Annotated in this window: 16 protein-coding genes; 7 read left to right on the top strand and 9 right to left on the bottom strand. The window is 68.5% G+C overall.

Annotation, left to right across the window (positions count from 1 at the left end):
* The first annotated feature begins 111 nt into the window (after positions 1 to 111).
* Entirely contained in the window at positions 112 to 1,962 is a 1,851-nt protein-coding gene (locus R3E10_06850; GenBank protein ID MEZ4415456.1) for a gamma-glutamyltransferase, read from the top strand.
* A 75-nt stretch (positions 1,963 to 2,037) separates the two neighbouring features.
* Here the strand turns inward: R3E10_06850 and R3E10_06845 are convergent, their stop codons facing one another.
* Positions 2,038 to 2,673, bottom strand: coding sequence for a hypothetical protein (locus tag R3E10_06845; GenBank protein MEZ4415455.1), 636 nt, complete (start codon positions 2,671 to 2,673; stop codon positions 2,038 to 2,040).
* A 137-nt stretch (positions 2,674 to 2,810) separates the two neighbouring features.
* Between R3E10_06845 and R3E10_06840 the strand changes: the two genes are divergently transcribed.
* Complete coding sequence (locus R3E10_06840; protein MEZ4415454.1) at positions 2,811 to 4,442, top strand: amidase; 1,632 nt, start codon at positions 2,811 to 2,813, stop codon at positions 4,440 to 4,442.
* An 83-nt stretch (positions 4,443 to 4,525) separates the two neighbouring features.
* Here the strand turns inward: R3E10_06840 and R3E10_06835 are convergent, their stop codons facing one another.
* The 4 genes from R3E10_06835 to R3E10_06820 form a co-directional block, all read right to left on the bottom strand.
* Positions 4,526 to 5,407 (bottom strand): hypothetical protein, encoded by an 882-nt coding sequence (locus R3E10_06835; GenBank protein ID MEZ4415453.1) that lies wholly within the window; start codon positions 5,405 to 5,407, stop codon positions 4,526 to 4,528.
* 68 nt (positions 5,408 to 5,475) lie between these two features.
* Complete coding sequence (locus R3E10_06830) at positions 5,476 to 8,466, bottom strand: CHAT domain-containing tetratricopeptide repeat protein (protein MEZ4415452.1); 2,991 nt, start codon at positions 8,464 to 8,466, stop codon at positions 5,476 to 5,478.
* A gap of 3 nt (positions 8,467 to 8,469) precedes the next feature.
* Positions 8,470 to 9,372, bottom strand: a complete 903-nt coding sequence (locus R3E10_06825) for a hypothetical protein (protein ID MEZ4415451.1) — start codon at positions 9,370 to 9,372, stop codon at positions 8,470 to 8,472.
* A 57-nt stretch (positions 9,373 to 9,429) separates the two neighbouring features.
* The gene (locus R3E10_06820) at positions 9,430 to 10,182 is read right to left on the bottom strand and encodes a sigma-70 family RNA polymerase sigma factor (protein MEZ4415450.1); all 753 of its coding nucleotides are present in this window, start codon (positions 10,180 to 10,182) and stop codon (positions 9,430 to 9,432) included.
* A gap of 201 nt (positions 10,183 to 10,383) precedes the next feature.
* Here R3E10_06820 and R3E10_06815 point away from each other — a divergent pair, with 201 nt between their 5' ends.
* Positions 10,384 to 12,609: an NADP-dependent isocitrate dehydrogenase gene (locus tag R3E10_06815; protein ID MEZ4415449.1), complete on the top strand. Its 2,226-nt coding sequence runs from the start codon at positions 10,384 to 10,386 to the stop codon at positions 12,607 to 12,609.
* 81 nt (positions 12,610 to 12,690) lie between these two features.
* On the opposite strand, the gene R3E10_06810 is transcribed toward R3E10_06815, so the two are convergent.
* The 4 genes from R3E10_06810 to R3E10_06795 form a co-directional block, all read right to left on the bottom strand.
* The gene (locus tag R3E10_06810; GenBank protein ID MEZ4415448.1) at positions 12,691 to 12,966 is read right to left on the bottom strand and encodes a hypothetical protein; all 276 of its coding nucleotides are present in this window, start codon (positions 12,964 to 12,966) and stop codon (positions 12,691 to 12,693) included.
* A gap of 9 nt (positions 12,967 to 12,975) precedes the next feature.
* Positions 12,976 to 14,250 (bottom strand): hypothetical protein, encoded by a 1,275-nt coding sequence (locus R3E10_06805; protein MEZ4415447.1) that lies wholly within the window; start codon positions 14,248 to 14,250, stop codon positions 12,976 to 12,978.
* A gap of 2 nt (positions 14,251 to 14,252) precedes the next feature.
* Positions 14,253 to 14,624, bottom strand: a complete 372-nt coding sequence (locus tag R3E10_06800; protein MEZ4415446.1) for a hypothetical protein — start codon at positions 14,622 to 14,624, stop codon at positions 14,253 to 14,255.
* A gap of 188 nt (positions 14,625 to 14,812) precedes the next feature.
* The gene (locus R3E10_06795) at positions 14,813 to 17,929 is read right to left on the bottom strand and encodes a hypothetical protein (protein MEZ4415445.1); all 3,117 of its coding nucleotides are present in this window, start codon (positions 17,927 to 17,929) and stop codon (positions 14,813 to 14,815) included.
* A 212-nt stretch (positions 17,930 to 18,141) separates the two neighbouring features.
* Between R3E10_06795 and R3E10_06790 the strand changes: the two genes are divergently transcribed.
* From R3E10_06790 to R3E10_06775, 4 genes are read left to right on the top strand one after another with little or no spacing between them, the layout of a single operon-like run.
* Positions 18,142 to 19,311, top strand: a complete 1,170-nt coding sequence (locus tag R3E10_06790; GenBank protein MEZ4415444.1) for a hypothetical protein — start codon at positions 18,142 to 18,144, stop codon at positions 19,309 to 19,311.
* Positions 19,311 to 21,587: a DUF5916 domain-containing protein gene (locus tag R3E10_06785; GenBank protein ID MEZ4415443.1), complete on the top strand. Its 2,277-nt coding sequence runs from the start codon at positions 19,311 to 19,313 to the stop codon at positions 21,585 to 21,587. The genes R3E10_06790 and R3E10_06785 overlap by 1 nt, the downstream gene beginning before the upstream one ends.
* Before the next feature lie 15 nt (positions 21,588 to 21,602).
* Entirely contained in the window at positions 21,603 to 22,688 is a 1,086-nt protein-coding gene (locus R3E10_06780; protein MEZ4415442.1) for a histidine kinase, read from the top strand.
* A complete protein-coding gene (locus R3E10_06775; GenBank protein MEZ4415441.1) occupies positions 22,685 to 23,512 on the top strand; it encodes a LytTR family DNA-binding domain-containing protein in 828 nt (275 codons plus the stop codon). Before R3E10_06780 ends, R3E10_06775 begins: the two co-directional genes overlap by 4 nt.
* Positions 23,513 to 23,676 lie beyond the last annotated feature (164 nt).

The raw sequence follows: 23,676 nt of genomic DNA, 5'->3' as shown, positions 1-23,676 counted from the left end.
GTCTAAACGGAGGCCCGCCTCCGCCGCTGGGAACGCCCGGGCGACTCGCCAGGGGGTTGGGCGTGGACCTACGTTGCGGGGACCGCCGATCCCCGAGCCGAGACTCGCCCCATGCGCACGCTCGTCCGCCTGACCGCTCTGGCCTGCTTCCTCTGTCTCGCACCCGCGGCGGCGCACGCCCAACGCACCCAGAAGCCGGTGCTGCACGGGAAACACTGGATCGCCATCACCGGCAAACCGATGGCCGCGACCGCCGGGGCGATGATGTTCCAGAAGGGGGGCAACGCCGTCGACGCGGCCGCGGCGATGCTGGCGGCGACCGCGACCATGTGGGACGTCCTGTCGTGGGGTGGGGAGACGCAGGCGCTCATCTATCACCCCGGCGAGCGTCGGGTGATCGGGCTCAACGCGCTGGGGGCGGCTCCCACCGGAGCGACGCCCGAGTACTTCCGCGAGCAGGGGATGCGCTACCCACCCGAGACCGGGGTGGACGCCATGGTGACGCCCGGAACTCCGGGCGGACTCATGCGCATGTTGGCCGAGTGGGGAACGCTCTCGCTCGCGGACGTACTGGCCCCCGCCATCGAGATGGCCGAGGGGGGATACCCCATGGAGGCCGATGCCGCGCGTCGCATCGGGGCCGAGGCTCAGCTCATGAAGACGTGGCCCTACACGGCGGCGGTCTTCTTCCCCGAGGGGGAGGCTCCCGAGGTCGGTGAGATCTTCGTGCAGCGTGATCTGGCGGCGACATTACACAAGCTCGTGGAGGCGGAGGCCCAGGCCTTGTCCGAGGGCAAGAGCCGAAAGGAGGCCATCCACGCGGCCTACCAGCGCTTCTACCGGGGTGACATCGCTCAGGAGTATGTGCGGGGCGCACGGGAGCAGGGTTCGCGGGTGACCATGGACGACCTGGCGAACTGGAGGGAGTACATCGAGGAGCCGGTCAAGACGACCTACAAAGGGATCGAGGTCTACAAACTCACGCACTGGGTGCAGGGACCCGTCCTGTTGCAGGCGCTGAACATCCTCGAGAACGTCGACCTGAAGTCGATGGGGTACAACAGCGCCCGCTACATGCACGCCCTCTATCAGGCCATGAACCTCGCCTTCGCCGACCGCGATTTCTACTACGGAGATCCCTATTTTCCGCCAGAGGAGCCGATCGCGGGGCTCTTGTCCAAGGACTACGCCCGGGAGCGCGCACAACAGATCGACTGGAGCAAGAACGACCCTGCAGTGGGGCCGGGCGACCCCTACCCGCATCAGGGAGGAGTCAACCCGTTCACGGAGCTGTTGGCCCGTTGGAATGCGGGATCGCGAGCCGTCACGGACGGCATGACCCCCGCCGAGCTCGAGGAGTACGAAGAGGATTTCTACATGGGCACCACCTCGGTGCAGGCGGCCGACGAGGAGGGATGGGTGGTCTCCATCACACCGTCCGGAGGGTGGGTGCCAGCCGTGATCGCGGGCCGAACCGGAATCGGCATGAGCCAACGAGCTCAGTCGTTCGTCGTCGACGCCGAGGACGGCCCTTACAACGTCATCGAGCCGGGCAAACGGCCGCGGGCCACCCTGACGCCTTCGCTGGCCTTGAAGGATGGGCGGCCGTTCCTGAGCTTCGCCGTACAAGGCGGAGACAGTCAGGATCAGAACCTGCTCCAGTTCTTTCTGAACGTGGTGGAATTCGACATGAACGTGCAGGAGGCCGTCGAGGCCGCCAACATCAATTCGTTCCAGATGCGCAGCTCGTTCGGAAATCGCGACATCGCGCCGGGTCGCATGCTGGTGCAGGACGCGACGCCTCCCTGGGTGCAGGCGGAGTTGAGGCGGATGGGCTACTTGCTGACCTTCGCCGAGCGGACCTCAGGGCCCATCAACGCCATCTTCTTCGACTGGGCGCACGGCAGCTTCTGGGGCGGGTCGAGCAATCACGGCGACGACTACGGCGTGGTCTGGGACTGACCGGCGCCCCCAGACGCTGCGGTCATCGCGACACGCCGAGGCTTCCCACGGCCGGGGCTGTGGCGTCGAGCGTTCTCAGCCGTCCAGCCAGAGGATCGCACCCCACACACGCCATTTCACCTGGGCGAGCGTGCTTTGTCCACAAAGGGCTCCCAACGATGCCGTGGCCTCCGCTTGCAGTTCGACGCGGAGCGTGTCGCCCCCGTGCAGCTGGCCGGCACGAACGGGCCACTCCGGTGTGACGTCGGTACTCACCAAGGCGATGGGATCGGTCGCTTCGTCACTGTGCTTGGATGAGCCCAACGCAGAGGCGTTGACGGTGAAGAGGGCGTCCTGGCTCCAGGTCATGTGTCCTCGTCCGGCGAACGAGTAGGACGTGATCGGTCGCATGAACACTCGCCCACCACGCCGCAGGGTGTCCTCGACGCGGCCTACCCACCCGGCGTTGATCACGCCTGAGTAGGAGGCCCCTCCCGCGCGCGCCTGCGTGCAGCTCGCCGAGTCCTGTCCGGAGGCGATCAGAGAGATGGCCTGGGCTCCGGGGGCCAGCTGAAGCGCGTACCCCCTGAGAGAGCCGGCCACGGTGTCGGGCGGGGGCGGTGCCTCCTCGGGGGCGTCCTCTTCGCGAGGCAGGTCGGCAGCGGTTGGCGCGCTGTGACATCCGGCAACCATCGCCCCCAGGGCCAGCAGCAGGGACGGGACGCGGGTCATGGAGTGCTCCGGGCTCGGGGAGGTGGCCTTTGCAGTCCAGGCGACGAAGCGGGCCGCCTTTGGACACCGTCGCTGCGCAGCCGCTGGCCCCACCCTATCATGTGCGCTCGCCCGTCACCGACCAGGAGAGCACGACAATGATCGACCGTCGACGCTTCATCGAGACCACCGTGGCAGGGGGGATGGGGGCGGCGGCCCTGGGGACGTCCGGCTGTGGTCCGGCTGGATCCACCCCCGTCGGCCGCGAGGGGAGGGAGGCCGTGCCGCCCTTCGAGCTCGATGAGGTCACTGTCGAGCAGCTCCAGCGCGCCATGGAGACGGGCGAGCGCTCGGCGCGCTCCATCACCGAGCTCTACCTGCAGCGGATTGCGGACCTCAACACCCAGGGGCCGGAGCTACGAGCGGTCATCGAGACCAACCCGGACGCCCTGCAGATCGCCGAGGAGTTGGACGCAGAGCGCGCGGCGGGCCGAGTCAGGGGGCCGCTGCACGGCATCCCGGTGGCGCTGAAGGACAACATCGACACGCACGATCGCATGCCCACGACAGCGGGCTCCCTCGCCCTGGAGGGCTCCATCCCCCCCACGGACGCGTTCATCGCGCAGAAGTTGCGTGAAGCGGGCGCCATCATCCTGGCCAAGCTCAACCTGAGCGAGTGGGCCTATTTTCGCGGTGAGCGCGCCACGAGCGGGTGGAGCGGGCGGGGCGGGCAGTGTCGCAACCCGTACGCATTGGATCGCAACCCGTGCGGCTCCAGCTCGGGGTCGGGCGTCGCCGCTTCTGCGAATCTGGCCGCCTTGACCATCGGCACCGAGACGGGGGGGTCCATCATGTGTCCGTCGTCCAGCAACGGAGTCGTGGGCATCAAGCCCACCGTGGGCCTATGGAGTCGCTCGGGGATCATTCCGATCTCCCATTCCCAGGACACGGCCGGACCCATGTGCCGGACGGTACGCGATGCGGCGCTGCTCCTGGGGCCGCTCACCGGCGTCGACCCGCGGGACGGGGCCACCGCCGCCAGTCAGGGGAACGCCCTCAGCGACTACGCTCCGTTCCTGGATCCAGCGGGCCTCCGCGGTGCGCGCATCGGCGTCGCCCGCAGCTTCACCGGCTTCGATCCGCGCGTCACGGCGCTGTTCGAGGATGCCGTCGAGGCCATGCGGGCTGCGGGAGCCGTCATCATCGACCCGGCCAACCTCACGCAATCGGCCTGGAACGACAATCTGCCGCTGACCTTGCTCGAGTACGAGTTCAAGGCGGACCTCAATGCGTATCTGGCCACGCTGGGGCCGGACGCTCCGGTGAAGACCCTGGCCGAGGTCATCGAGTTCAACATCCGCAACGCGGATCGGGAGATGCCATATTTCGGGCAGGAGCGCATGATCGCGGCGCAGGCGCGGGGGCCGCTCACGGACCCCGAGTATCTGAATGCCCAGCGCACGATCCAGCGGGCCAACCGGGAAGACGGGATCGATCGCTTGATGGCTGAACACAATCTGGACGCTATCGTTGCGCCCACGCGGGACATCCCCTGGCCCACCGACCACATCAAGGGTGACCGTGCGGACGGGGGCAGCTCGGCGGGTCCAGCTGCCATCGCCGGCTACCCGGACATCAGCGTGCCCATGGGCTTCGTGGGCGGCCTTCCGCTCGGCATCTCGTTCTTCGGCCGAGCGTGGAGTGAGCCCACTCTGATTCGCATTGCGTATGCGTTCGAACAGGCCACCAATCACCGCCGCATGCCCACCTTCGCGGCCACGCTCGGGTAGCACGTCGCCGAAGCGCTAGGCTCGGCGGCCGCGAGGTTCGTCGCGACCCCCGACGGGCGCAGGCACCGGACCGTTGGGGCGGCCTACCAGAAGCCCCCCGGGAAACACGTGGGGAGCCCGGGCGCCATCGTCGCAGCGCTCGCGGTGGCGAGCGCTGCTCGCAACGCCAGGGGAGCGGATTGTGGAATCCATACCGGGTAGTGGAGCCCGGTCGTCGGCATCGCTCCGCTCGGATCCACCGTACAGCGGTACATCCACTTGAAGTCGTGATCCGCGCAACCTGTTCCGCTGCACGGAGACAACCGCGGGTATTCCAGCGCCATGGCCGCGTCCGGCGTGTCGATGCTCATCACGATGATCTCGATGGCGGGAGCGTTGGCCAGGCGCAGCGTCCGCACGTTGGCAGGATCGGCGAGCTTGCCGATCTGCAGCTCCATGCCCGCGGTCGGGGCCACCGACGTCCAACGCACCGTCCATGGAAGCGCGGCGCTGCGGATGCCACCTACGTCCCACTCACCCGGTTCGCCGGAGCTGCCGCTGCTGAGCACGTAGGTGAGCGATCCAGCGGGCAGCTCGAACTCCGCCGCGAGCACAGAGGGGTCGTCTGAGAGCTTCAGGTCGTGCCCGTTCCGCGAGGCTCGCGCGATCGCATTCTGCAGCGTGGATCCGTTGGTGCTTCCCCGGGATGGATAGAAATCGATCTGATCGCCGAGGTCGTCTGCGCCCAGGCGGATGGCACACCAGAGTTCGCCGTTCGAGTGGGTCACGAGCTCGTCCCAGGTGCCGCTGATCAGGTCGTCACGGCGTACGAAGAGGAATCCGTAGTGCGGTTGGACATTGGCGGGGCTGGTGGCGTGATCGGGATGATTGGCCGCGTCTTCCGCGGCGGGTAGCAGTACGCGCACACTGCCGGGGTTGGCGAGGTCGAACAGACAGGGGCCGCGAAACTCGATCGTGAGGGACATCTCGGGGGCTCTCGGGGGTTGAAGGCTCGATCCGACACTTACTCAGACGGCCGCGCCTCTCCCGATTCTCACCGACGCGCCTCGATGCGCAGCGCGGCCCAGGTGGACGGTGAACGCAGGGCCGGATCCTGCGAGCCACCAAGCTCTCGTTGGACGGTGGCCAGCGCGACGTCGGGGGCGGACCCGTCGGCCAGAGCCCGGTAGATCCGGGGAACCACCCGCGCCATGATGCGATCGTCCACCGCCCACAGCGTACCCACGACCGCGTCCACTCCAGCGGCCAGGAAGGCTGAGCTCAACGGCCCGAATCCGAGCACGACCCCGTCCACCGGACGTGCGGTGTTGCATGCGGAAAGGAACACCAACTCCGTGCCCGTCAGATCCAGCGCTGCGATCTCGGCCGCGGTGAGTTCGCCGCCCGTGGAATCCGCTGCCAGCAGCAGGGACGAGCGCTGGGGGTCGTGCTCGTTCAGGACCGCGTGTCCCGCGAAGTGAAGCACCCGCGCGCTGCGGGCGGCGCCGAGGACGGGGGAGCGCGCTGCGGCCGACCCGCTCAGCACCAGCGGGGCTGCAAACAGCGCCGTGAGGCTGTCCGCTTCCACGCGTGCCATGGGGAGCCGGCTCAGCAACGGGTGTGCGTCTGCGGCGAAGGCTGGATCGGCCACGACGAGAATGCTCCGGTCTGCGGCTCGCTCCTCTGCTGACGGTGGGTGCTCCAGGGGCACCGCCCTCGGGTAAGCGAGGCTGAAGCGAGTCATGAGAGGAGCGTCGTCCTCGTCCAGGAGTGCGGCGAAGGGGAGCGTTCCCAGGGGGCCGCTGGTCACGATCTCGAGCCGCTCCCCCTCGGGGATCCGTGCGACCAGCGGTCGCATGAGAGATTCATACAGGCCACGGGAGAGCGCCGCCGACTCCTGCTGCGCCAGGCGCGCGGACAGGGCCGCGACATAGCGCGCTACGGCGGCGTAGATGGCGTCCGCGTCGTCGCTCAGTGCCAGGCGCTCGCTCCCGGTCGAGCTTTGGATCCACGCCCACAGTCGCTGCTTCCCTTCGGCGAAGACGATGCGGGTCTGTCCGTCTTCCGGCGGGGCGAGTCCGCCGGACGACAGACCAAGGGCCCGTTCTTCCTGACCCGAGCCCAGGTAGAGGTCCAGAAGGGAGCGGCGGCCGTCGTCCACCACTCCGCGCAGCATGAGTTTCAGGAACAGGGAGTCGCTGCGGGCCGTCTGCTTCTCCGCGGCGGCGAGCAGATGCTCGAGATCGGCGATGGCGGCGACGGTATCGCCCGCAGACACGTGGGCGTGGGCCCGCACGACCAGGAGTCGGCTGGCCAGGATCGGCACGTCCACCGCTTGGAAGTACGCGAGCGAACGGTCCAACGCATCGAGGGAAGCGGGTGTGGCGCCCTGCGCAGAAGCGCCCTCCACCGACGCTGCTTCGGCCTCCAGGCGTTCCTGCATCGCCACGTCGGGGACGGAGTCGATCAGGGTGCGGGCCTCCGACAACAGCACGGCAACGCGACCGCCGTCCGAGAGCGAACGGGCCAGCTCCACGCGGGCTTCAGCCCGGATGCGCGGCTCTCCGCGGCTCTCGGCCAGCAGCAGCGCTTCCTGGAAGAACGCACGAGCACCGCCGACATGCCCCAGCGCGAGGGAAAGGCGGCCAGCCGTCACCAATTCGTTGTGCAGATTGTCGAAGGATCCCAGACGACGATGTTCGGGGATGACGTTCAGCAGCTCGTGCAGCGCTGCGCCGGGCTGGCCCGTGTAGCCGTAGACGTCACCCAGCAGGAAGCGGGCTCCCGCGGCACCGTCGGGATCGCGCAGCTGCTCGTACGTGTCGAGCGAAGCGCGATAGTGGCGGACGGCCTCCTGCCAATCGCCCTGTCGACCCGCGACGATGCCCAGGCCCCAATGGGCGTAGGCCCGGAAGGTCGGCGACGGTTGTTCGAGGACCGTGCGAAAGCGCTGTCGGGCGCCATCCGGATCCGGGGCGTAATACCGCGTCACACCCGCCCAGAAGGTGGCGGCGGGTAGCAGAGGACTGGCATCCACCCGCCAGGCTTCCTCGGCCTCGGCCAGATGGACGCCCGCCTCCGCGTAGGCACTGCGCAGGAAGAGGAGGCGGCCGCGCGCATAGGCCCGCAGGGCCTCGGCACCCGCCTTGGTGAAGACCCCGCCGGCGCCGCGTGCTGCCGCGTCCAGCGCGCCGGCGAGTGCGGAGTCCCCTGGTTCGTCGCGTAGCCAGGTGGCCAGTGACCGGGCCGTGATCCACCGGGCCCCGCTCACCGAGTCGCTGTCCTGCAGCGCGGGAGCCAGCACGTCGACCAGTGCGAACTCCAGCACCCGTCGGCTACCCCCCGTGGTGAGGTCATCGAGCAGGCGCACCGGCGGCTCGGCCCCGCGCTCCAGCAAACTGCGCAGCGACGCCACCGTCGAATCCCGGGGAGCGGCGGGGGTCCCCGCGCCGGGCGCGGGCGAGTTCTGCTCCAGGCGGCTCAACAAGGGGAGTCCCAGTCTTTGGAGCACCAGGTTGCGGTTTGCGCGAGCCGCGGCCTGGGCTCCGTCTTCGAGGAGCACGCTGTCGAACTGATCGAGGGCCGCCAACCACGCTTCCGGCTCGTCGGCTTCGTCACCCTCCAGCGCCAGCGCTACGCCGAGGTCGTTGCGAGCGTCGACTGCGTCTTCCAACGCGATGACGTGCCGGAGACGACGCGCGGCCGCATCGAGGCCGAGCCGCCGGTCGGAGGGCAAAGCGATTCCCAACAGAGCGGCGGCCCACAGCGCATCCCGGTCCGGTACCCCGTTCAGAGCCCGATCGACGTCGGCGGCCAAGCGGGTGGCCCCGGCCAGTGCGGGTCGCTGGATCGCGAGGGAACAGTCGGCCTCCGGGCCCGTGGGGCGGGGCCACCGCGAGCAGACATGCACACCGCCCGACAACTCGAAGCCGTCCGCCGAGTTGGCGAGCAGCGTGCGGGCGCGCTCGGTCAGGGAGGACTCGACGGAGCTGCTGCACGCGGAGGCCAACAGCGTGCCCAGAAGAGCCGCGGCGCGCAGGCGCACGACTCAGAGGCCGAGGGTCGCTGCGAGTTCCCTCAACCGGGCGAGAACGCGTTCGGGTGGATCGCCCTCGTCGAGGGCCGTGCGGACCCCTTCGACGGCGCCGCGGGCTTCGACTCCAGGAGGAAGGTCCGGGAGTTGGGCGGCCAGGGGTCCCGCCAGGGAGGACAGCTCGTGGGCGCGGTCCCGACTGCCCAGGGCCACGGTGATCTGGACCGCACCGGCCCAGACGCCCAGCGCAAACCAAGGCGCCGCGCTGGCGGATTCGAGGTCACGGAAAAGTATGTCCCGCTCGGCTACGTCGACGTCTGCGCCGTCGGACCTCTGGACGAGCGCGTCGAGCCGGCTGGAGAGCACCGCTGCGCCGGCTCCGCTCCCCAGGGCTTCGGAGAGCAGTGCGGCGCTCCGCTCCGAGTAGGCGACATCCCCGCGCTGCAGCCCGAGCTCCAGGTGACTCCAGGAGGCGCCAGCGCGGAAGGAAGCGTCGGCCGCCGCGGCTGCGGAAGGGCGACCCTCCCCGCGAGAGACGCTCCAGAGGGGCGCCAGTGCGACGGTTTCGCTGTCCGAGGGGGCCGTTGCGGTCCCCTCGTTGTCCACGGCACGCCGCAGCACTCGCAGGCTCCGTTCGCCGGGCGAGGTTCCGCCACCCCGGAGGGCGGGCAAGGCCAGCAGCACAATGCCGGCGGCGACGGCCAGCCAACGGGCCGTCCGCTTCCATCGGGTCCAGCCGGTCCCCTGAGACCGTTCCCCCACCAGGGTCCGGACCTCTGTCAGGGTGGCCGACGCGTCGACCATCCACTCGCGCGCCTCCTCGGAGGCCGCGAGCCACTCCAGCACGCGCTCTCGCTCGAGGGCCGTGAGCCGGCCCTCCAGGAAGGCTGCGAGGGTTTCGTCGCTCGGGCGTGTCATGGCGCGTCCTTCCCTCTCTCCACTGTCCAGTGGGGACGGCCCCGCCCCGGTCGATTCTCACGCATGCAGGGTTTCCTTGACCTGTTCCACGTCGACCCCGTCTTCGGTGAGCGCCCGCTCCAGGCCCTTCATGGTGCGAATCACCCGCCGATAGAGGGGCTTTTGGGGAAGCCCCAGGGTTCGGGACACGTCCGCCAGCGTGTGCCCTTCCAGGTAGTGCATGCGGATGATCACCTCGTCCTCTCGCGGCAGTGAGCGGAGCGCGCGGTCCAACGCCGCGCGGGTCCGCTCCGACAACGCGATGCGGCTCCTTTGCTCCAGGGCTTTCTCCGGCGTGTTCTCGTCCGGCGTGAGCCCCTGGCTCAGATCCACGAACTCGGGTCGATCTCGCCGGGGTGGCAGCGCCGCGGCCAGTCGAGCGAACTCTGTGTCGGAGAGCGGGATCTCGAAGCGCGCCCGCAGGGCTTGGGCAGCCTCGCGCAGGGAGAAGCCGTCGCGATGCAGGAGGGCGTCGAGCTGGATCGCGACCGGCCCCCGGCGGCGGGCTTCCGCAGATGGACGCCACTTGCCCCGCTCCGCAATGCGGTAATCACGGTACAGGTTCCAGATCACCACCGTCAGGTACCCCCCGATCGTGGTGCGGCCCTCGAATCGTCGAAGGATGGCGCCGTCGTTCTCGAGGAGGCGCAGCCGGACCCACCCGGAAAAGTCGTCCGCATCGTCGCCCAGCACAGCTCGGCGCCGACAAATGCTCGCGACGATCCGGTCGACGATGGGTAAATGGGTTTCCAGCAGTCGGTGGGGATCCACCGGACTCGACCTCCGCAATCGCTGTCGTGGAATTGAATGCAAGATCGGCGGGGTGAGGGGCTATCCGCAACGTGGGGCGGGTGTTCCGCCGCCGGATCGCGGGGTGCGCAGGCGGGTGGCCGGCCCTGTCGCGGACGCTCCGCGCGGGGCATCTTGGGGCGCCCCTTCTCCTTAGAACCCCGGCTGGACCCGACGGACCCCATGAGCAAAGCGCCCTCGATCCTCTATACGTGGACGGACGAAGCCCCGGCCCTGGCCACCCACGCGTTCCTGCCCGTGATCCGGGCGTTCGCGGGCGCGGCCGGCGTACCGGTGGAGACCCGCGACATCTCGCTGGCGGGCCGGATCCTGGCGGTGTTCGCCGACCGTCTGCGGGAGGATCAGCGCATTCCCGACGATCTGGCCGAGTTGGGGCGCCTGGTGGAGACACCTGAAGCGAACATCATCAAGCTGCCCAACGTCAGCGCCTCGATTCCCCAGATGAAGGCCTGCATCGCGGAGCTCCAGGCCAAGGGCTACGCCCTTCCGGCCTATCCGGCCGAGCCTGCCGACGACGCCGAACGCGAGATCCGCGCGCGCTACGATCGCGCCAAAGGCAGCGCCGTGAACCCGGTGCTGCGCCAGGGGAACTCGGATCGGCGAGCGCCCAAATCCGTCAAGGACTTTGCGCGCGCCCACCCGCCCAGGATGCGGCCGTGGCCCGAAGACTCCCGGACGCACGTGGCCACGATGGGCGAGGGCGATTTCCGAGCCAACGAGCGGTCCGTCACGCTGGAGGCGGCTACCACGGCACGCATCGAGCACGTGGCCCCGGACGGCGCCGTCACCGTTCTGAAAGACGGCTTGGCCCTGAAGGCCGGTGAGGTGCTCGACGGTACCTTCTTGAGCAAGCGTGCCCTGGTCACCTTCCTGGAGAAGCAGATCGGCGATGCCAAGGAGGAGGGGGTGCTGTTCTCGCTGCACCTCAAGGCCACCATGATGAAGGTGTCCGATCCCATCCTCTTCGGGCATGCGGTTCGCGTGTTCTTCGCGAACGTCTTCCGCGCGCACGCAGCGGTGCTCGACGAGCTGGGCGTGGATCCCAACAATGGGTTTGGTGATCTGCTGGCCAAGATCGCGACCCTGCCAGCCGAACAGCGCGGTGCGATCGAGACGGACATCGCGGCCGCCTACCGGAACGGTCCGGCGCTGGCGATGGTGAACTCGGACAAGGGGATCACGAACCTGCACGTGCCCAGCGACGTGATCATCGATGCGTCGATGCCGCCCCTTATCCGTGATTCAGGACGGATGTGGAACGCCAAGGGCGAACTTCAGGACACCAAGGCCGTGATCCCCGACTCCAGCTATGCGGGCATCTACCAGACGGTGATCGAGGATTGCCAGGCCCACGGGCAGTTCGACCCGGCCACGATGGGCAGCGTGCCCAACGTGGGCCTCATGGCGCAGAAGGCCGAAGAATACGGGTCGCACGACAAGACGTTCGAGATCGCGTCCGCAGGCACCGTGCGGGTGGTGGATGTGCAGGGCCGGATCCTGCTCGAACACGTCGTGGAAGCCGGGGACATCTGGCGGGCTTGCCAGACCAAGGACGAGGCGATTCGGGACTGGGTGAAACTGGCCGTCACGCGGGCACGGGCCACCGGGGCCCCGGCCCTGTTCTGGCTGGACCGGGCTCGGGCGCACGACGCCGAAGTCATCAAGAAGGTCGAACGTGATCTGAAGGAGCACGACACCACGGGCCTTGTCATCCGCATCCTGGCTCCCGTCGACGCCATGAAGTACTCGCTGGAGCGGATCCGGCGCGGGGAGGACACGATCTCGGTGACGGGAAACGTGCTCCGTGACTATCTCACGGACCTGTTCCCCATTCTGGAGATCGGCACCAGCGCGCGCATGCTGTCCATCGTGCCGCTCCTGCAGGGCGGAGGCCTGTTCGAGACCGGAGCCGGTGGCTCTGCGCCCAAGCACGTGCAGCAGTTCCAGGAGGAAGGACACCTGCGCTGGGATTCGCTCGGCGAGTACATGGCCCTGGCAGCGTCGCTGCAACACCTCGGCGAGCAGTTCGGGAACGAGGGGGCGCTGGTATTGGCCGACACTCTGGACGCGGCCACTGCGGAATACCTGCAGAACGGGCGCTCCCCGGAGCGGGACGTGCATCAACTCGACAACCGGGGCAGCACCTTCTACTTGACGCAGTACTGGGCCAAGGCGTTGGCGGCGCAGACGGCCGATGCGGCTCTGGCCCAGCGCTTCCTGCCGGTGGCGCAGGCGCTGGCGGACGGCGAAGGTACGATTCTCGCCGAGCTCGATGCGGCCCAGGGCTCGCCTCAGGATCTGGGCGGCTACTACCTGGTCGATCCGGTGAAGGCCGGTGCCGCGATGCGGCCCAGCGCGACGCTGAATCGGGTGCTGGACCAGGTCTGAAGAGGCGAGCAGCAGCCGGCGGCGCGCCCGACGCTCGCTGGGAACGGGGCACTCGCCCGCGTGTCCTCCTGGGCGGCGAGGCTACTTCGAGTCCGTGACACGCACGGCCAGCGTTCCTGCGCTCCCAGGGAGCAGCAAGACCGCTTCGTTGGGAGGGACCGCGCACTTGATCGTCACCGCGGGCGCTCCGTCTACGATGGTGAACGTGGTCGTGGGCGTGTCTTTGGGCCGAGCCACGGCCACGGCACCATCCGCCCCGTGGGCCGCCACCCACACCAACACGGTTTCGACAGCCGTGGTGGCGTTGACGTACACCACTGTCTGCGACGAGACGATGCTCAGCGGAATCAGCTCCATGGCGGGCTCCTATCCCTTGCGGTCTTTGCGGCTCACGCGGAAATCGCGCTTGATCGGCCACCCCAGCACCAGGTGGCGCTTCAGCGTGGCATAGCCTTGCTGCACGTCGGTTTCGTAGGCGGGTTCTGGGAGTCCCAGTTCGGTGAGCAGGCGAATGCGTTCGAGATCGATCCAACGGACCATCGTCTCTCCCAGGCCACCCAGCGCCACCAGCGCGGAGAGGTACAGCAGCCGCGCGAGCAGCAGCGCCGCCAGCAGCAGGCCAGCGGCCCAGGCATCGAACACATGGACGGAGCCACGAAGCCGGGTCGTCCACTCCAGCACCTCGGCCCCCCCGATCCAGAGCCCGAGGACGAGGAGTGCAGTCATGAGGTTGATGGAGGCGTCCACTGCCTGCTGCGCCTCCTGCACCTCTTTACGGGCACCCTCGGGCAGGATGCCCCAGAGTCGGGTCCAGAGCTCGCCGGTCGCCATCCCCAACCTGAGCTCGGCGTAGTCGTCCAACGCCGCCAGTCGACTCCCGAAGCGAGTCGGTTGCACCCAGCGAAGCTTTCTCGGGTAGGCGTCCCTCCGGCGCCGCAGGGTGGCAGCGCTGCCCTCCGCGACCTCGGCCGAGAGATCCAGCAGCTCGCGAACCGCCGCGTCGGTGGCGTGCCACGCGCGCCACCGATCCAGCTCCGTCTGCACGTCCGCGGGCAAGGCCTGCCCTTCGTCCGTGACGATCGCGGCTTCGCGCAGCCGGTGCAGCGCGGCGCCAACCCGGGCGACCCATTGCGGAGAGAGCGGAATGCCGGTCGCGAGTTGGGCCCGGATGCCGCGCTCGGCCTCGGCCGCACCCTCCGCCCAGCCGCGCGCCTGGGGCGTGGCGCTGGGTGCCACGATCCGGACGAACCGTCCCTCTTTCCACCAGCGGAAGGCGCTCAGGTGCCGCTCCCATTCCGCGTGGGCCTCGGTGAGGCTGCGGGCGCGCTGGAGCGACAGCGTCAAGAAGGCGTCGCGCAGTGGACCGAAGGGGAATTCCACCAGGAGATACTGCAGGCCCCCCCGAGCAGCGAGGAAGAGAAAGGCGAGCAGAAGGATCAGAAGCACCGGCCAGGCCGCCGCCGCCAAGGAGTCCATCCACGAGGTGACCGTGGCCGAAAGCGCGTCGAGTCCCGGCCGACCACTGTGGTAGAGGTGCACGCCTCCGGCGAACACCAGCGCAGGCGCCAGACCGACGATCAGGAAACTTCGATTGACGAGCTGGCCGACCGCGCTGTAGACCGACTCGAGAATCTTGGTCATGGCTACCCGCGTTCGTGCAGCGAGCAGGGATTCTCGTCGGTCAGGTGGCCACCGGGCTCGCACCAGCGTTGTTGATTGCGCTCGGCCCACTCCAGGATCTCTTCACGCAAGGAGTCGGCGACCTCGCCCCGCAGGAGCTGCGAGGCGATCACGCTCGCCGGGAAGAGTCCGAGCGGGTGATCGGCTTCACCCGTGAGCTCGATCAAGTCCGTCGGCGCGCAAGCGACCGTCACCCGGACGCCGCTGCCCAGCGATTCGCCGAGGCGCACCCGGAGTGGAGGAGTGACCGTCGGGACCCGGATGGTGCCTTCGATCTGGGCGCGGGTGAAACCGAGGGCCCGTCCGATGGAATCTCGCAGGGGATCGTGGTTCATCGTTCCTCCGGCGGATACGCCAACAGCGGGGGCGAGGCGGGTGGAAGAGCGCGGACGCGCTGCGCACCGTCCCCCAGGACGAGAATGCTACGCCGGCGGGAAGAGCCGGCGCAACCAGAACGCTTTGCGCCGGTGCTCCGCGAGTACCGCTCCGGGGATAGGGAATGTCGGGCCGGGTCGCCGGCCTCCTACCGGCCCACCGGCGGGATGGTCTTCACCGGCAGGCCCTGGATCCCGTTGTCCGCGAGCAGGCGATAGAGCTCGGGAAGCGTGCGTTCGATGGCAGCATTGATGTCTGCGACGACGGCGTCCAGGTCCGGGCGGATTCCCGCGAAGGTCTCCTGCTGTAGCGCGGTGGGAAGCGCCTGCGCGCCGATCACCTGGGACTTGAGCCCGTTGATGCGCTGCCGGACCGGCGGGAGCCGGTTCTCCTCGTCTTCGTCGTCACCACCGGGCCGACCCCCGAGCAACCTTCGCCTGAGCTCGGCCACCTGCTTCGTCACCTCCTCCGTGCGGGTCTTCACAGCCTCGGGTGCATCTTCGTTCTTGCCCACCCAGGAGCTGAGCTCGTCCACTTGCGTGCGTAGCGCATTGACGGCGTCGGCCGCCTGGCCCGCGGTCTTCTGCATGGAGGTCAGGGCCACGAGCATCTCGTAGCGCTGTTTGCGGTCGGCGTCGCTGATCCGGATCTGTGGGTCCCCGTTCACGCGCACGGTCGTGGTCCGCTGAGCGGCTCCGACGCTCAGGGCGACCTGATACTCGCCGGGTAGCACGAAGGGCCCCAGCTCGGACAGATTCAGCGCTCCAGCCAGCCCCTCTCCCAGGGCGCCGTAGGGCTCGGCCCGCAGGTCCCAAAGCAGGCGGTGCAGGCCGGCCGTACCCGGTCCCTTGAGCTCGCGCACCGCGGTGCCAGAACGGTCCGAGATGGTGAGTGTGACGCTGTCCTCCTGCGCGGTGCCCAGCCAATAGGAGAGCGCGGTGCCGAACTCCGGGTTGGGCGCATGATACTCCCGCCCACCCAGGAACCAGCCGTTCTCGTTGGGGATGAACTGACGGCCGGGGCGGGGATCGAAGAGGTGGGCCGCCTCCGCCATCGTGCCGCTACCCATCTGCTGTAGCGCCGAGATGTCGTCGAAGATGAGGAAGCTGCGGCCGTGCGTGGCCAGGATCAGGTCGTTGTCGCGCGGGTGTACCATCAGGCCGTATACGGCCACGGTCGGGAACGTGGGCCAGCGGGTCCAATGCGCCCCGCGGTCCAACGATGCGTAGAGGCCGAACTCGGTCCCCAGGTGCAACAGGTCCGGGTTTCGGGGATCTTCTGCGATGACGTAGACGGGGCCGCGGTCCAGGTTCGAGACGATGGACCGCCAGGTCTGTCCGTAGTCGGTGCTGACGAAGACGTACGCCTCGAAGTTGTCACTGCGGTGACCGTCGAAGGACAGGTACACCGTCCCCTCGGCGACACGCGAGGGGGTCAGGCGGCTCACGTACAGCATGGGTGGCACGCCGCGCACGCGGTCGGTGAGATCCGTCCAGGTGGCGCCACCGTCCCGGGTGACATGCACCTTGCCGTCGTCGGTGCCCACGTAGAGCAGCTGGCCGTTGAGTGGTGACTCGGCCAGCGCCGTGATGTTGCCGAACGAGGTCATGCCGTCGTGCTTGGACAGGGTGACGTCGGTGCCGCGGACCCCCATGAGTGGCAGGGTGTCGCGGTCGATCTGCCGTGTGAGGTCGGGGCTGATGACGACCCAGGAGTGCCCTCGGTCCGTGGAGCGGAAGAGTCGATTGCCGCCCGTGTAGAGCGTTCTCTCGTCGTGCGCGGACACCACGATCGGAGTCGTCCAGTTCCAGCGCAGCGCCGGTTCCTCGGGTCCCAGGTCGGGCATGACGGACTGCCGCTCGCCCGTGCGCCGGTCGTAGCGCACGATGCGGCCGTTCTGGCAGTTGGTGTACACGGCCTGCTCATCGCTCGGATCCACGGCGACGTACATCCCGTCACAGGCCAGTACCATGTACCAGTCTTCGTTGGAGATGCCCTGACGGTCCCGCACCCCGCTGGGTCCACCCCACGTGGCATTGTCCTGCATGCCGCCGAAGATGTGGTAGGGCTCCTGCATGTCGGCCGCCACGTCGTAGAACTGACCGATCGGGTAGTTGTTCAGGTGTTCCCAGGTGAGCGCTTTGTCGCGACTCTGCCAGGTGCCCCCGTCGTTTCCGTCGAGCAGATGACGAGAGTCCGACGGGTCGATCCAGAAAGCGTGGTGGTCGAGGTGCACGCCCGGAGCGCCCTCGGCGCTGAAGGTCCTGCCGCCGTCGTCCGAGACGTGCAGCTGTACGCCGCCGAGATAGATGCGGTCGTCGTCGTTGGGGTCGACGCGGATCTGGCTGAAGTACATGGGGCGGGGGTTGAGGTCGCTCATCCGCGTCCAGCTTTCGCCCTTGTCGTCGGAGCGGAACACCCCCCCGTCCTCGGCCTCGATCACGGCGTAGACGATGTTGGGATCGCTGCGGTAGATGTCGAGTCCGATGCGGCCCGTCGCTCCTTTCGGCAGCCCCTTGGACAGCTCCCGCCAGCTGCGGCCGCCGTCGACGCTCTTGAAGATGCCGCCGGTCTCGCTCCCGCCGTTGAATCCCCATCCGCTGCGGCGACGTGCGTAGGCCGCCGCATACAAGGTCTTGGGATTGAGCGGGTCCAGGGCCAGGTCGATCACGCCTGTGTTTTCGTCGATGGCCAGCACGTGCTCCCAGGTTTGTCCGCCGTCTGTGGTCATGAAGACGCCGCGCTCCATGTTGGGACCCCAGAGGTGTCCCACCGCCGCCACGTAGACGATGTCCGTGTCGATCGGATGCACGACGATCCGCCCGATGTGGTGGCTGTCACGAAGGCCCATGTGGGTCCAGGTGGAACCGCCGTCGGTTGACTTGTACAGACCGTCTCCCCAGGAGGAGCTCTGTCGGTTGTTGGCCTCGCCGGTTCCCACCCAGACGATGTCTGGATCGTTGGGGTTGATGGCGACATCGCCGATCGAGACGGTTGCCTGATCGTCGAAGACGTTCTCCCAGGAGATGCCTCCGTTGACGGTCTTGAGGAGCCCGCCCGACGCGGAGGCCGCATAGAAGATCGACGGGTTCGCTTCGTAGACCGCGAAATCCACGGTCCGGCCGCCCATCTTGGCCGGTCCGACCGCCCGGGGCTGGAAGGTGGCGAGCACGTCGTCGAGCGCCTGTGCCGTGACGGGCGCGGGAGCGAGAGTGACGACGGCGCTGCTCAGCAAGACTGCCAAGGCGGTTGGCAGGGAACGCATCGGGGCCTCCGGGTGAGGTGGATCCTGCCAGATTGGAAGGCGGGGTGAGGGGTGGGCAAGGGGACCCCCGTCCTGGTGGTGGCAGCGCCGCTCGCCGTCGGCTGCCCCGCCTCCACCGCCCAGCGTAGCAACTCCTCCGCTCGCGCGGTCTCCTCACCGTGCTCCTGGAACGTCCGCCACACTTGGGGGCCGCACCCATCCAAGGAGCCACGATGCACCTCCGTCCCCGCACCCACCCCGCCGCGCACGTCCTGCTGCGCGCGCTCCTTGCGGCCGGCACGGGCCTGATCCTCGCGTCGGAGCCGGGAGCTGCCCAGCAGGCCCTCTTCGCCGACGCGTTCGACGCCGGGCTGCGGGGGTGGACGGTGTACGGCGTCGCGGCGGCACACATCCTCGACTCCGGGGATCCCGTGCACGGCAACGTCCTGGTGCTCCGCCCCAACGGGGACGCACACGTTCTCATTCGTGGATCGGAAGCGTGGGGGCCCGTGCGCGTGGAGGCGGACGTGCTCTTCCCCGAAGACCGCAACAACTATCTGGGCCTTCTCTACAACGTCACGGAGCGCGACGGCCGCTTCGACTTCGGCAACATCTACATCAAAGGCAACGACTCCTACCTGCAGGTCAATCCGCATCGCGACTACAACGTCTCGCGCACGCTCTACCCGGAGGGGCACGTCGCGCTGACCGGCGCGGATCAGGTCGTGATCGGGCGCTGGCAGCGCGTCGCCTTCGAGGTGAGTGGGCGTACGTGCCGCGTATACGTGGGAGACCTGGAGACGCCCAAGCTCACGTTCTCCGACCTCGAGCTCGATGCCGGTGCCCTGGGCTTTCAGCCGCGTTCGGTGGGCGGCGAAGTCTGGCTGGACAACGTGCGCGTGGTGCCGCTGACGGACCGATCCGCGCGCGGCGAGGATCAGCCCGCTGGACGACCTCACCCGCCGGGCCTGCTCACGCAGTGGCGGGTGCACGGACCGCTGGAGCGAACGCAGGACGACGTCGCGCGGGATCCGGCTGTGCTGTCCACGTGGCGCCCCTTCGACACGGATGGGCGGGGTGCGGTCGTCACCGGTCGGGTCGTCGACTATCACGGGCCGCGCACGGTTGCCTACTTTCGCACGCAGGTGGAGGCGGAGCGGGCGGGGCCCGCCGTGCTGCACCTGGCTACCGTGGACGATCTGGCGCTTTGGGTCAATGGGCGCTTCCACTGGTTCGTGGCCGGCGAGAGTCGCGCCTGGCCGGACTTCACCACCGAAGCGACGCACGCAGGCCAGCAAATCCCCGTCGAGCTCGTCGAGGGAGTCAACGAGATCGTGCTGCGCGTCCACGGGGGCGTGTACGCGACGGGCGGGTTCTTCGCCGCGTTGGAGCCCGCGCGCTGATGGGGCGCCCACTCGGCTGGCTGGTGGCGGGGATCATGGCGGGTGCGCTGGCTGCGCCCAGCGCGGGGATCGCGTCCGCGACCCGCTTGAGCGCCCAGACGGGCGCCTCGGCGGAGCCGGGAGCGACGCGGGTCCTGGAAGCTTCCCGACCCGACGTGCCGGTGCACCTGCCGCGTCTCCGCGGCCCGGTCACTCTGGACGGCTCGCCGACCGAGGCGGCGTGGCAGGACGTCCCAGCCCTGCCGCTCACCATGTACTTCCCCACGTTCCGGGGTGCACCTCAGGAGCGCTCCGAGATCCGGGTCGCCTACGATGACGACTACCTGTACGCGGCCGGCTGGTTCTACGACTCCGACCCGGACGGGATCCGCATCCACTCGCTCTACCGGGACCGTTGGAACGGAGACGATGCCTTCGCCCTGTACGTCGATGCCTTCAACGACAACCAGAACGCCAAGTGGTTCGGGGTCACGCCGGCCGCCACGCGCTTCGATCTGCTGGTGTCGGAGGACGGCGCGGCTCTGAACGACAGTTGGGACGCCTTCTGGGACGCCGCGACCCAGGTCGCCGGGAACGGCTGGTTCGTGGAGGTGCGCATCCCCTTTTCGACGATCGGCTTTCAGGTGGACACCGCTGGACGAGCCACGATGGGGTTGACGGTGACCCGTCTGGTCTCGCGCACCGGAGAGCGGGTCACGTTCCCTGCCATCGATCCCCAGTTCGCCTTCCGCCAACCTTCGGTGGCGCAGGACGTAGTTGTCGAGGGCGTGCACACCGACCGACCGCTCTACCTGTCGTCCTACGTGTTGGGCGGCGTCGACCGGGCCGCGACCCGGGCCGCCGCGGGCACGCCCTGGACCGCGGAGACCGGAACCACCCGCGAAGTGGGTGTGGACCTCAAATACGCCCTTTCCAGCAACCTGACCCTGGACGTCACCGCCAACACGGACTTCGCGCAGGTGGAAGCGGACGATCAGCAGGTCAGCCTCGATCGCTTCTCGCTGTTCTTTCCGGAGAAGCGCCGGTTCTTCCAGGAAGGAAGCGGCGTCTTCGATTTCGCCACCGGAGCCGGCAGCAGGCTCTTCCACTCCCGTCGCATCGGGCTCACCGATACCAACGAGCCGGTGCCGGTGCTGGGCGGCGCGCGACTCGTGGGACGCGTCGGGGAGTGGGAGGTGGGCGCCCTGGCCATGCAGACCTCTGCGGTGGAAGCGCTACCCACCGAGACTTTTGGCGCGGCACGCCTGCTCCGCCGCGTGTTGAACGACTACTCGACCATGGGGGGGATGATCACCACGCGGGCACGATCAGGACACGTCAACGTCGCCACGGGGTTGGACGGTGCCTTCCGACTCTTTGGCGACACCTACCTGGGGCTCAAGTGGGCGGGCACGTTCGGAGATGGGGAGGGCGGGGATCTCTTCGGTCGATCGCACCTCAACGCGCGCTGGCAACGCCGGGCCAACCGGGGACTGGCCTATACCATCGAATACACGCGTTCGGGGGAGCGCTACCAGCCCGAGCTGGGGTTCCTGCCGCGTCGGGACTTCACGCAGGCGAATCTGCTCGGGAACTACTTCATCTTCACCGATGCGCATCCCTTCTTCCGCAGGGTCTACCCGGGCTTGCTGGCGTTCTCCACGTTCCGCAACCAGGACGGCACGCTGGAATCAGGGACCTACGCGGTCTGGGTGCAGTGGGAGACCAAGGGCGGTGGCGGTGGGTGGATCGAGCCCAAGCTGTTCGTGGAAGACGTGCGGGCCCCATTCTCCATCGGCGGTGCCGTCGAGATTCCCGAAGGCCGCTATACGTACGCGGACCTGCAATTCGTCTGGACCATGAACCAGGGACGCAAGCTGCGGACCGACATCGACGCGCGGGCGGGCTCCTTCTTCGATGGTACCCGGACCCAGGTGATCGCGGGCCCGACCTGGAACGCGTCGCCCCGGTTCGAGGTGGGCGCGGACTACCAATGGACGCGCCTCCGGTTCGACGAGCGTGCTCAGGCCACAGACATCCACCTGGCTCGCGTGCGCCTGCGGACCGCCCTGGACAGCAAAGCGTCGGGCAACGCCTTCGTGCAATACAACTCCACCACGGACCGCCTGGATCTCAACGTCCGCTTGCGTTACAACTTCGCCGAAGGACACGACCTCTGGCTGGTCTTCAACGATGGCCTGGCCACGGAACGTCTGCCGGACCCGGGCGAGCCCCGGCTCCCGCTCTCGCTGAGGCGGACCTTCATCATCAAGTACACGCACACGTGGGGAGGGTAGGGGAGTGCACCGTCCATGAGCTGGCGCGTGGTGTTCGGCGTCGCGGCCTTCTGGCTGCTCGTGGGCGTGGTGCTGGGGAGCCAGACGGCACTCGGGATGACCATGCAGGGCAACCCGGTGGCCTTGACCGCGGCCGTGCGTACGGCGCTGATCAACTGGCTTCCCTGGATCCCGGTGTCGCTGCTGGCCATCGCGTTGGTGGAACGGCTTCCGGTCACCCGGCAGAGTTGGGCGCGCAACACCTGGGTCCACCTGATCGCCATCCCCCTGTGCGCGTGGGTGGCGAATCTGTTCACCGTGCTCGGCTTCTGGTGGGCCGGGCGCAACTGGGGCGGGTGGGGAACCCTGGTTCGGCAGGCCGCCTTCTGGGGCACCATCCGGGTCCATGTGGCGTTGACGGTCTACGTGGTCACGGCCACCCTGGCCCAGGCCTGGAGTTACTACCGCAGCAGCCGTGAGCGTGAGCTGCGCGTCGCCCGCCTGGAGGCGCAGCTGTCGGACGCGCGCTTCCAAGCGCTGAACGCCCAGATCCGCCCCCACTTCCTGTTCAACACCCTGCACACGATCGGTCAACTGTGGCGCTCGGGGCGCGATGAGGAAGCAGACGCGTTGCTGGATCACCTCGGCGCGCTCTTCCAGCGCGTGCGGGCCTCCACGGACCGGATGTCCATTCCGCTGGGCGACGAGCTGGCCATGGTCCAGGCGTACCTCGCCATCGAGCAGGCTCGCTTCCCCGATCGGCTCACGCTGGACGTGCATGCCAGTCCCGAGGCTCGCTCGTGCGCAGTGCCGCCGCTTCTCCTCCAGCCCCTGGTTGAAAACGCCATCCGCCACGGGGTGTCCGCCGATGCGCGGGCGGGGCGTGTCACGGTCACAGGTGCGGTGGACGCCGGACGCCTTCGTTTGGAGGTCATTGACGACGGCCCCGGGATGTCGAATCCCACTCCCGCTCCCGGCAGTGGAACCGGGCTCTGGAACACGCGGGAGCGCCTGCAGCATGCGTATGGCCCCAAGGCCACGTTCCGGGTGGAGAGCGCCGACGGTCGTGGAACCTGTGTGCGCATCGAGATTCCCGCGGAGCCGGACCGGGACGCCGAATGAGCGCCGGGCGGACGTTTCGGGCAATGGTCGTCGACGACGAGCCCGCCGCCAGGGAAGCCGTGCGCACCTTTCTGGATCGGATACCGCGCGTCGAAGTCATCGGTGAAGCGACGACGGGTCGCGAGGCCGTGGAGCGCATACGAGCGCTCGGGCCCGACCTTCTCTTCCTCGATGTGCAGATGCCTGACCTGGACGGCTTCGCCGTCCTCGAGGAGCTCGGCCGCGATGTGCCAGCGGGCATCGTGCTGGTCACTGCCCACGACGAGTACGCGCAGCGTGCCTTCGAGGTGCATGCCCTCGACTACGTGATGAAGCCGTTCGGACGGCCACGCTTCATGGCAGCAGTGGAGCGGGCGTTGCGGCGCCTGGAAGCCGAGGAGGCGCTGGGGCTCGCGGATACATTGCAGGCCCTCATCCGGAGCGTGCGCTTGCGCGAAGGCGAGGCGGGGTCGGTGCTTGGAGTGCCCGCCCCGACCGAAGCGCCACCCGCACGGATCGGCGTGCGCGTGGGGACGCGTACCACCCTGATCGAGGTCGCCGAGATCGATTGGGTCGAGGCCGATCGCGATCTGCTCCGTGTCCATGCCGCGGGGAAGGTCCACCTGGTCAGTGGACGGATGCAGGAGCTGGAGCACATGCTGGCCCGCGGGCGGTTCCACCGCATCCATCGGTCGACCATCGTGAACCTGGACCGCATCCAGGTCCTGGACCGGGAACGCGATGGCGGCGGTGCCGTGGTGTTGGCGGATGGCGTGCGTCTACGGGTGGCGCGGGGCCGGTGGGAGGAGCTGGAGCGGGTGCTCGGGGTGGAGTGGAAGGGCTGAAGAACCCGATCAGGGCCGAAGTCTGGCTCCCGGGCCTGATGCGTCCCATGATTCAAGCTTGAATCAATAGGCTCCGGCGGCGGGGACCGGCGTGACTCGGGGGAGTTGGCTCTGACCTGCCGGTGCCCGCGGCGCACCCTTCGCGATGGAGAGCACTGATGGAA

This window comes from Gemmatimonadota bacterium (assembly GCA_041390105.1).
In the GTDB taxonomy this organism is placed as follows: domain Bacteria; phylum Gemmatimonadota; class Gemmatimonadetes; order Longimicrobiales; family Gaopeijiaceae; genus JAGQIF01.
Note: the sequence above shows the minus strand (reverse complement) of the source record. Positions and strands in the feature narration are given on the sequence as shown.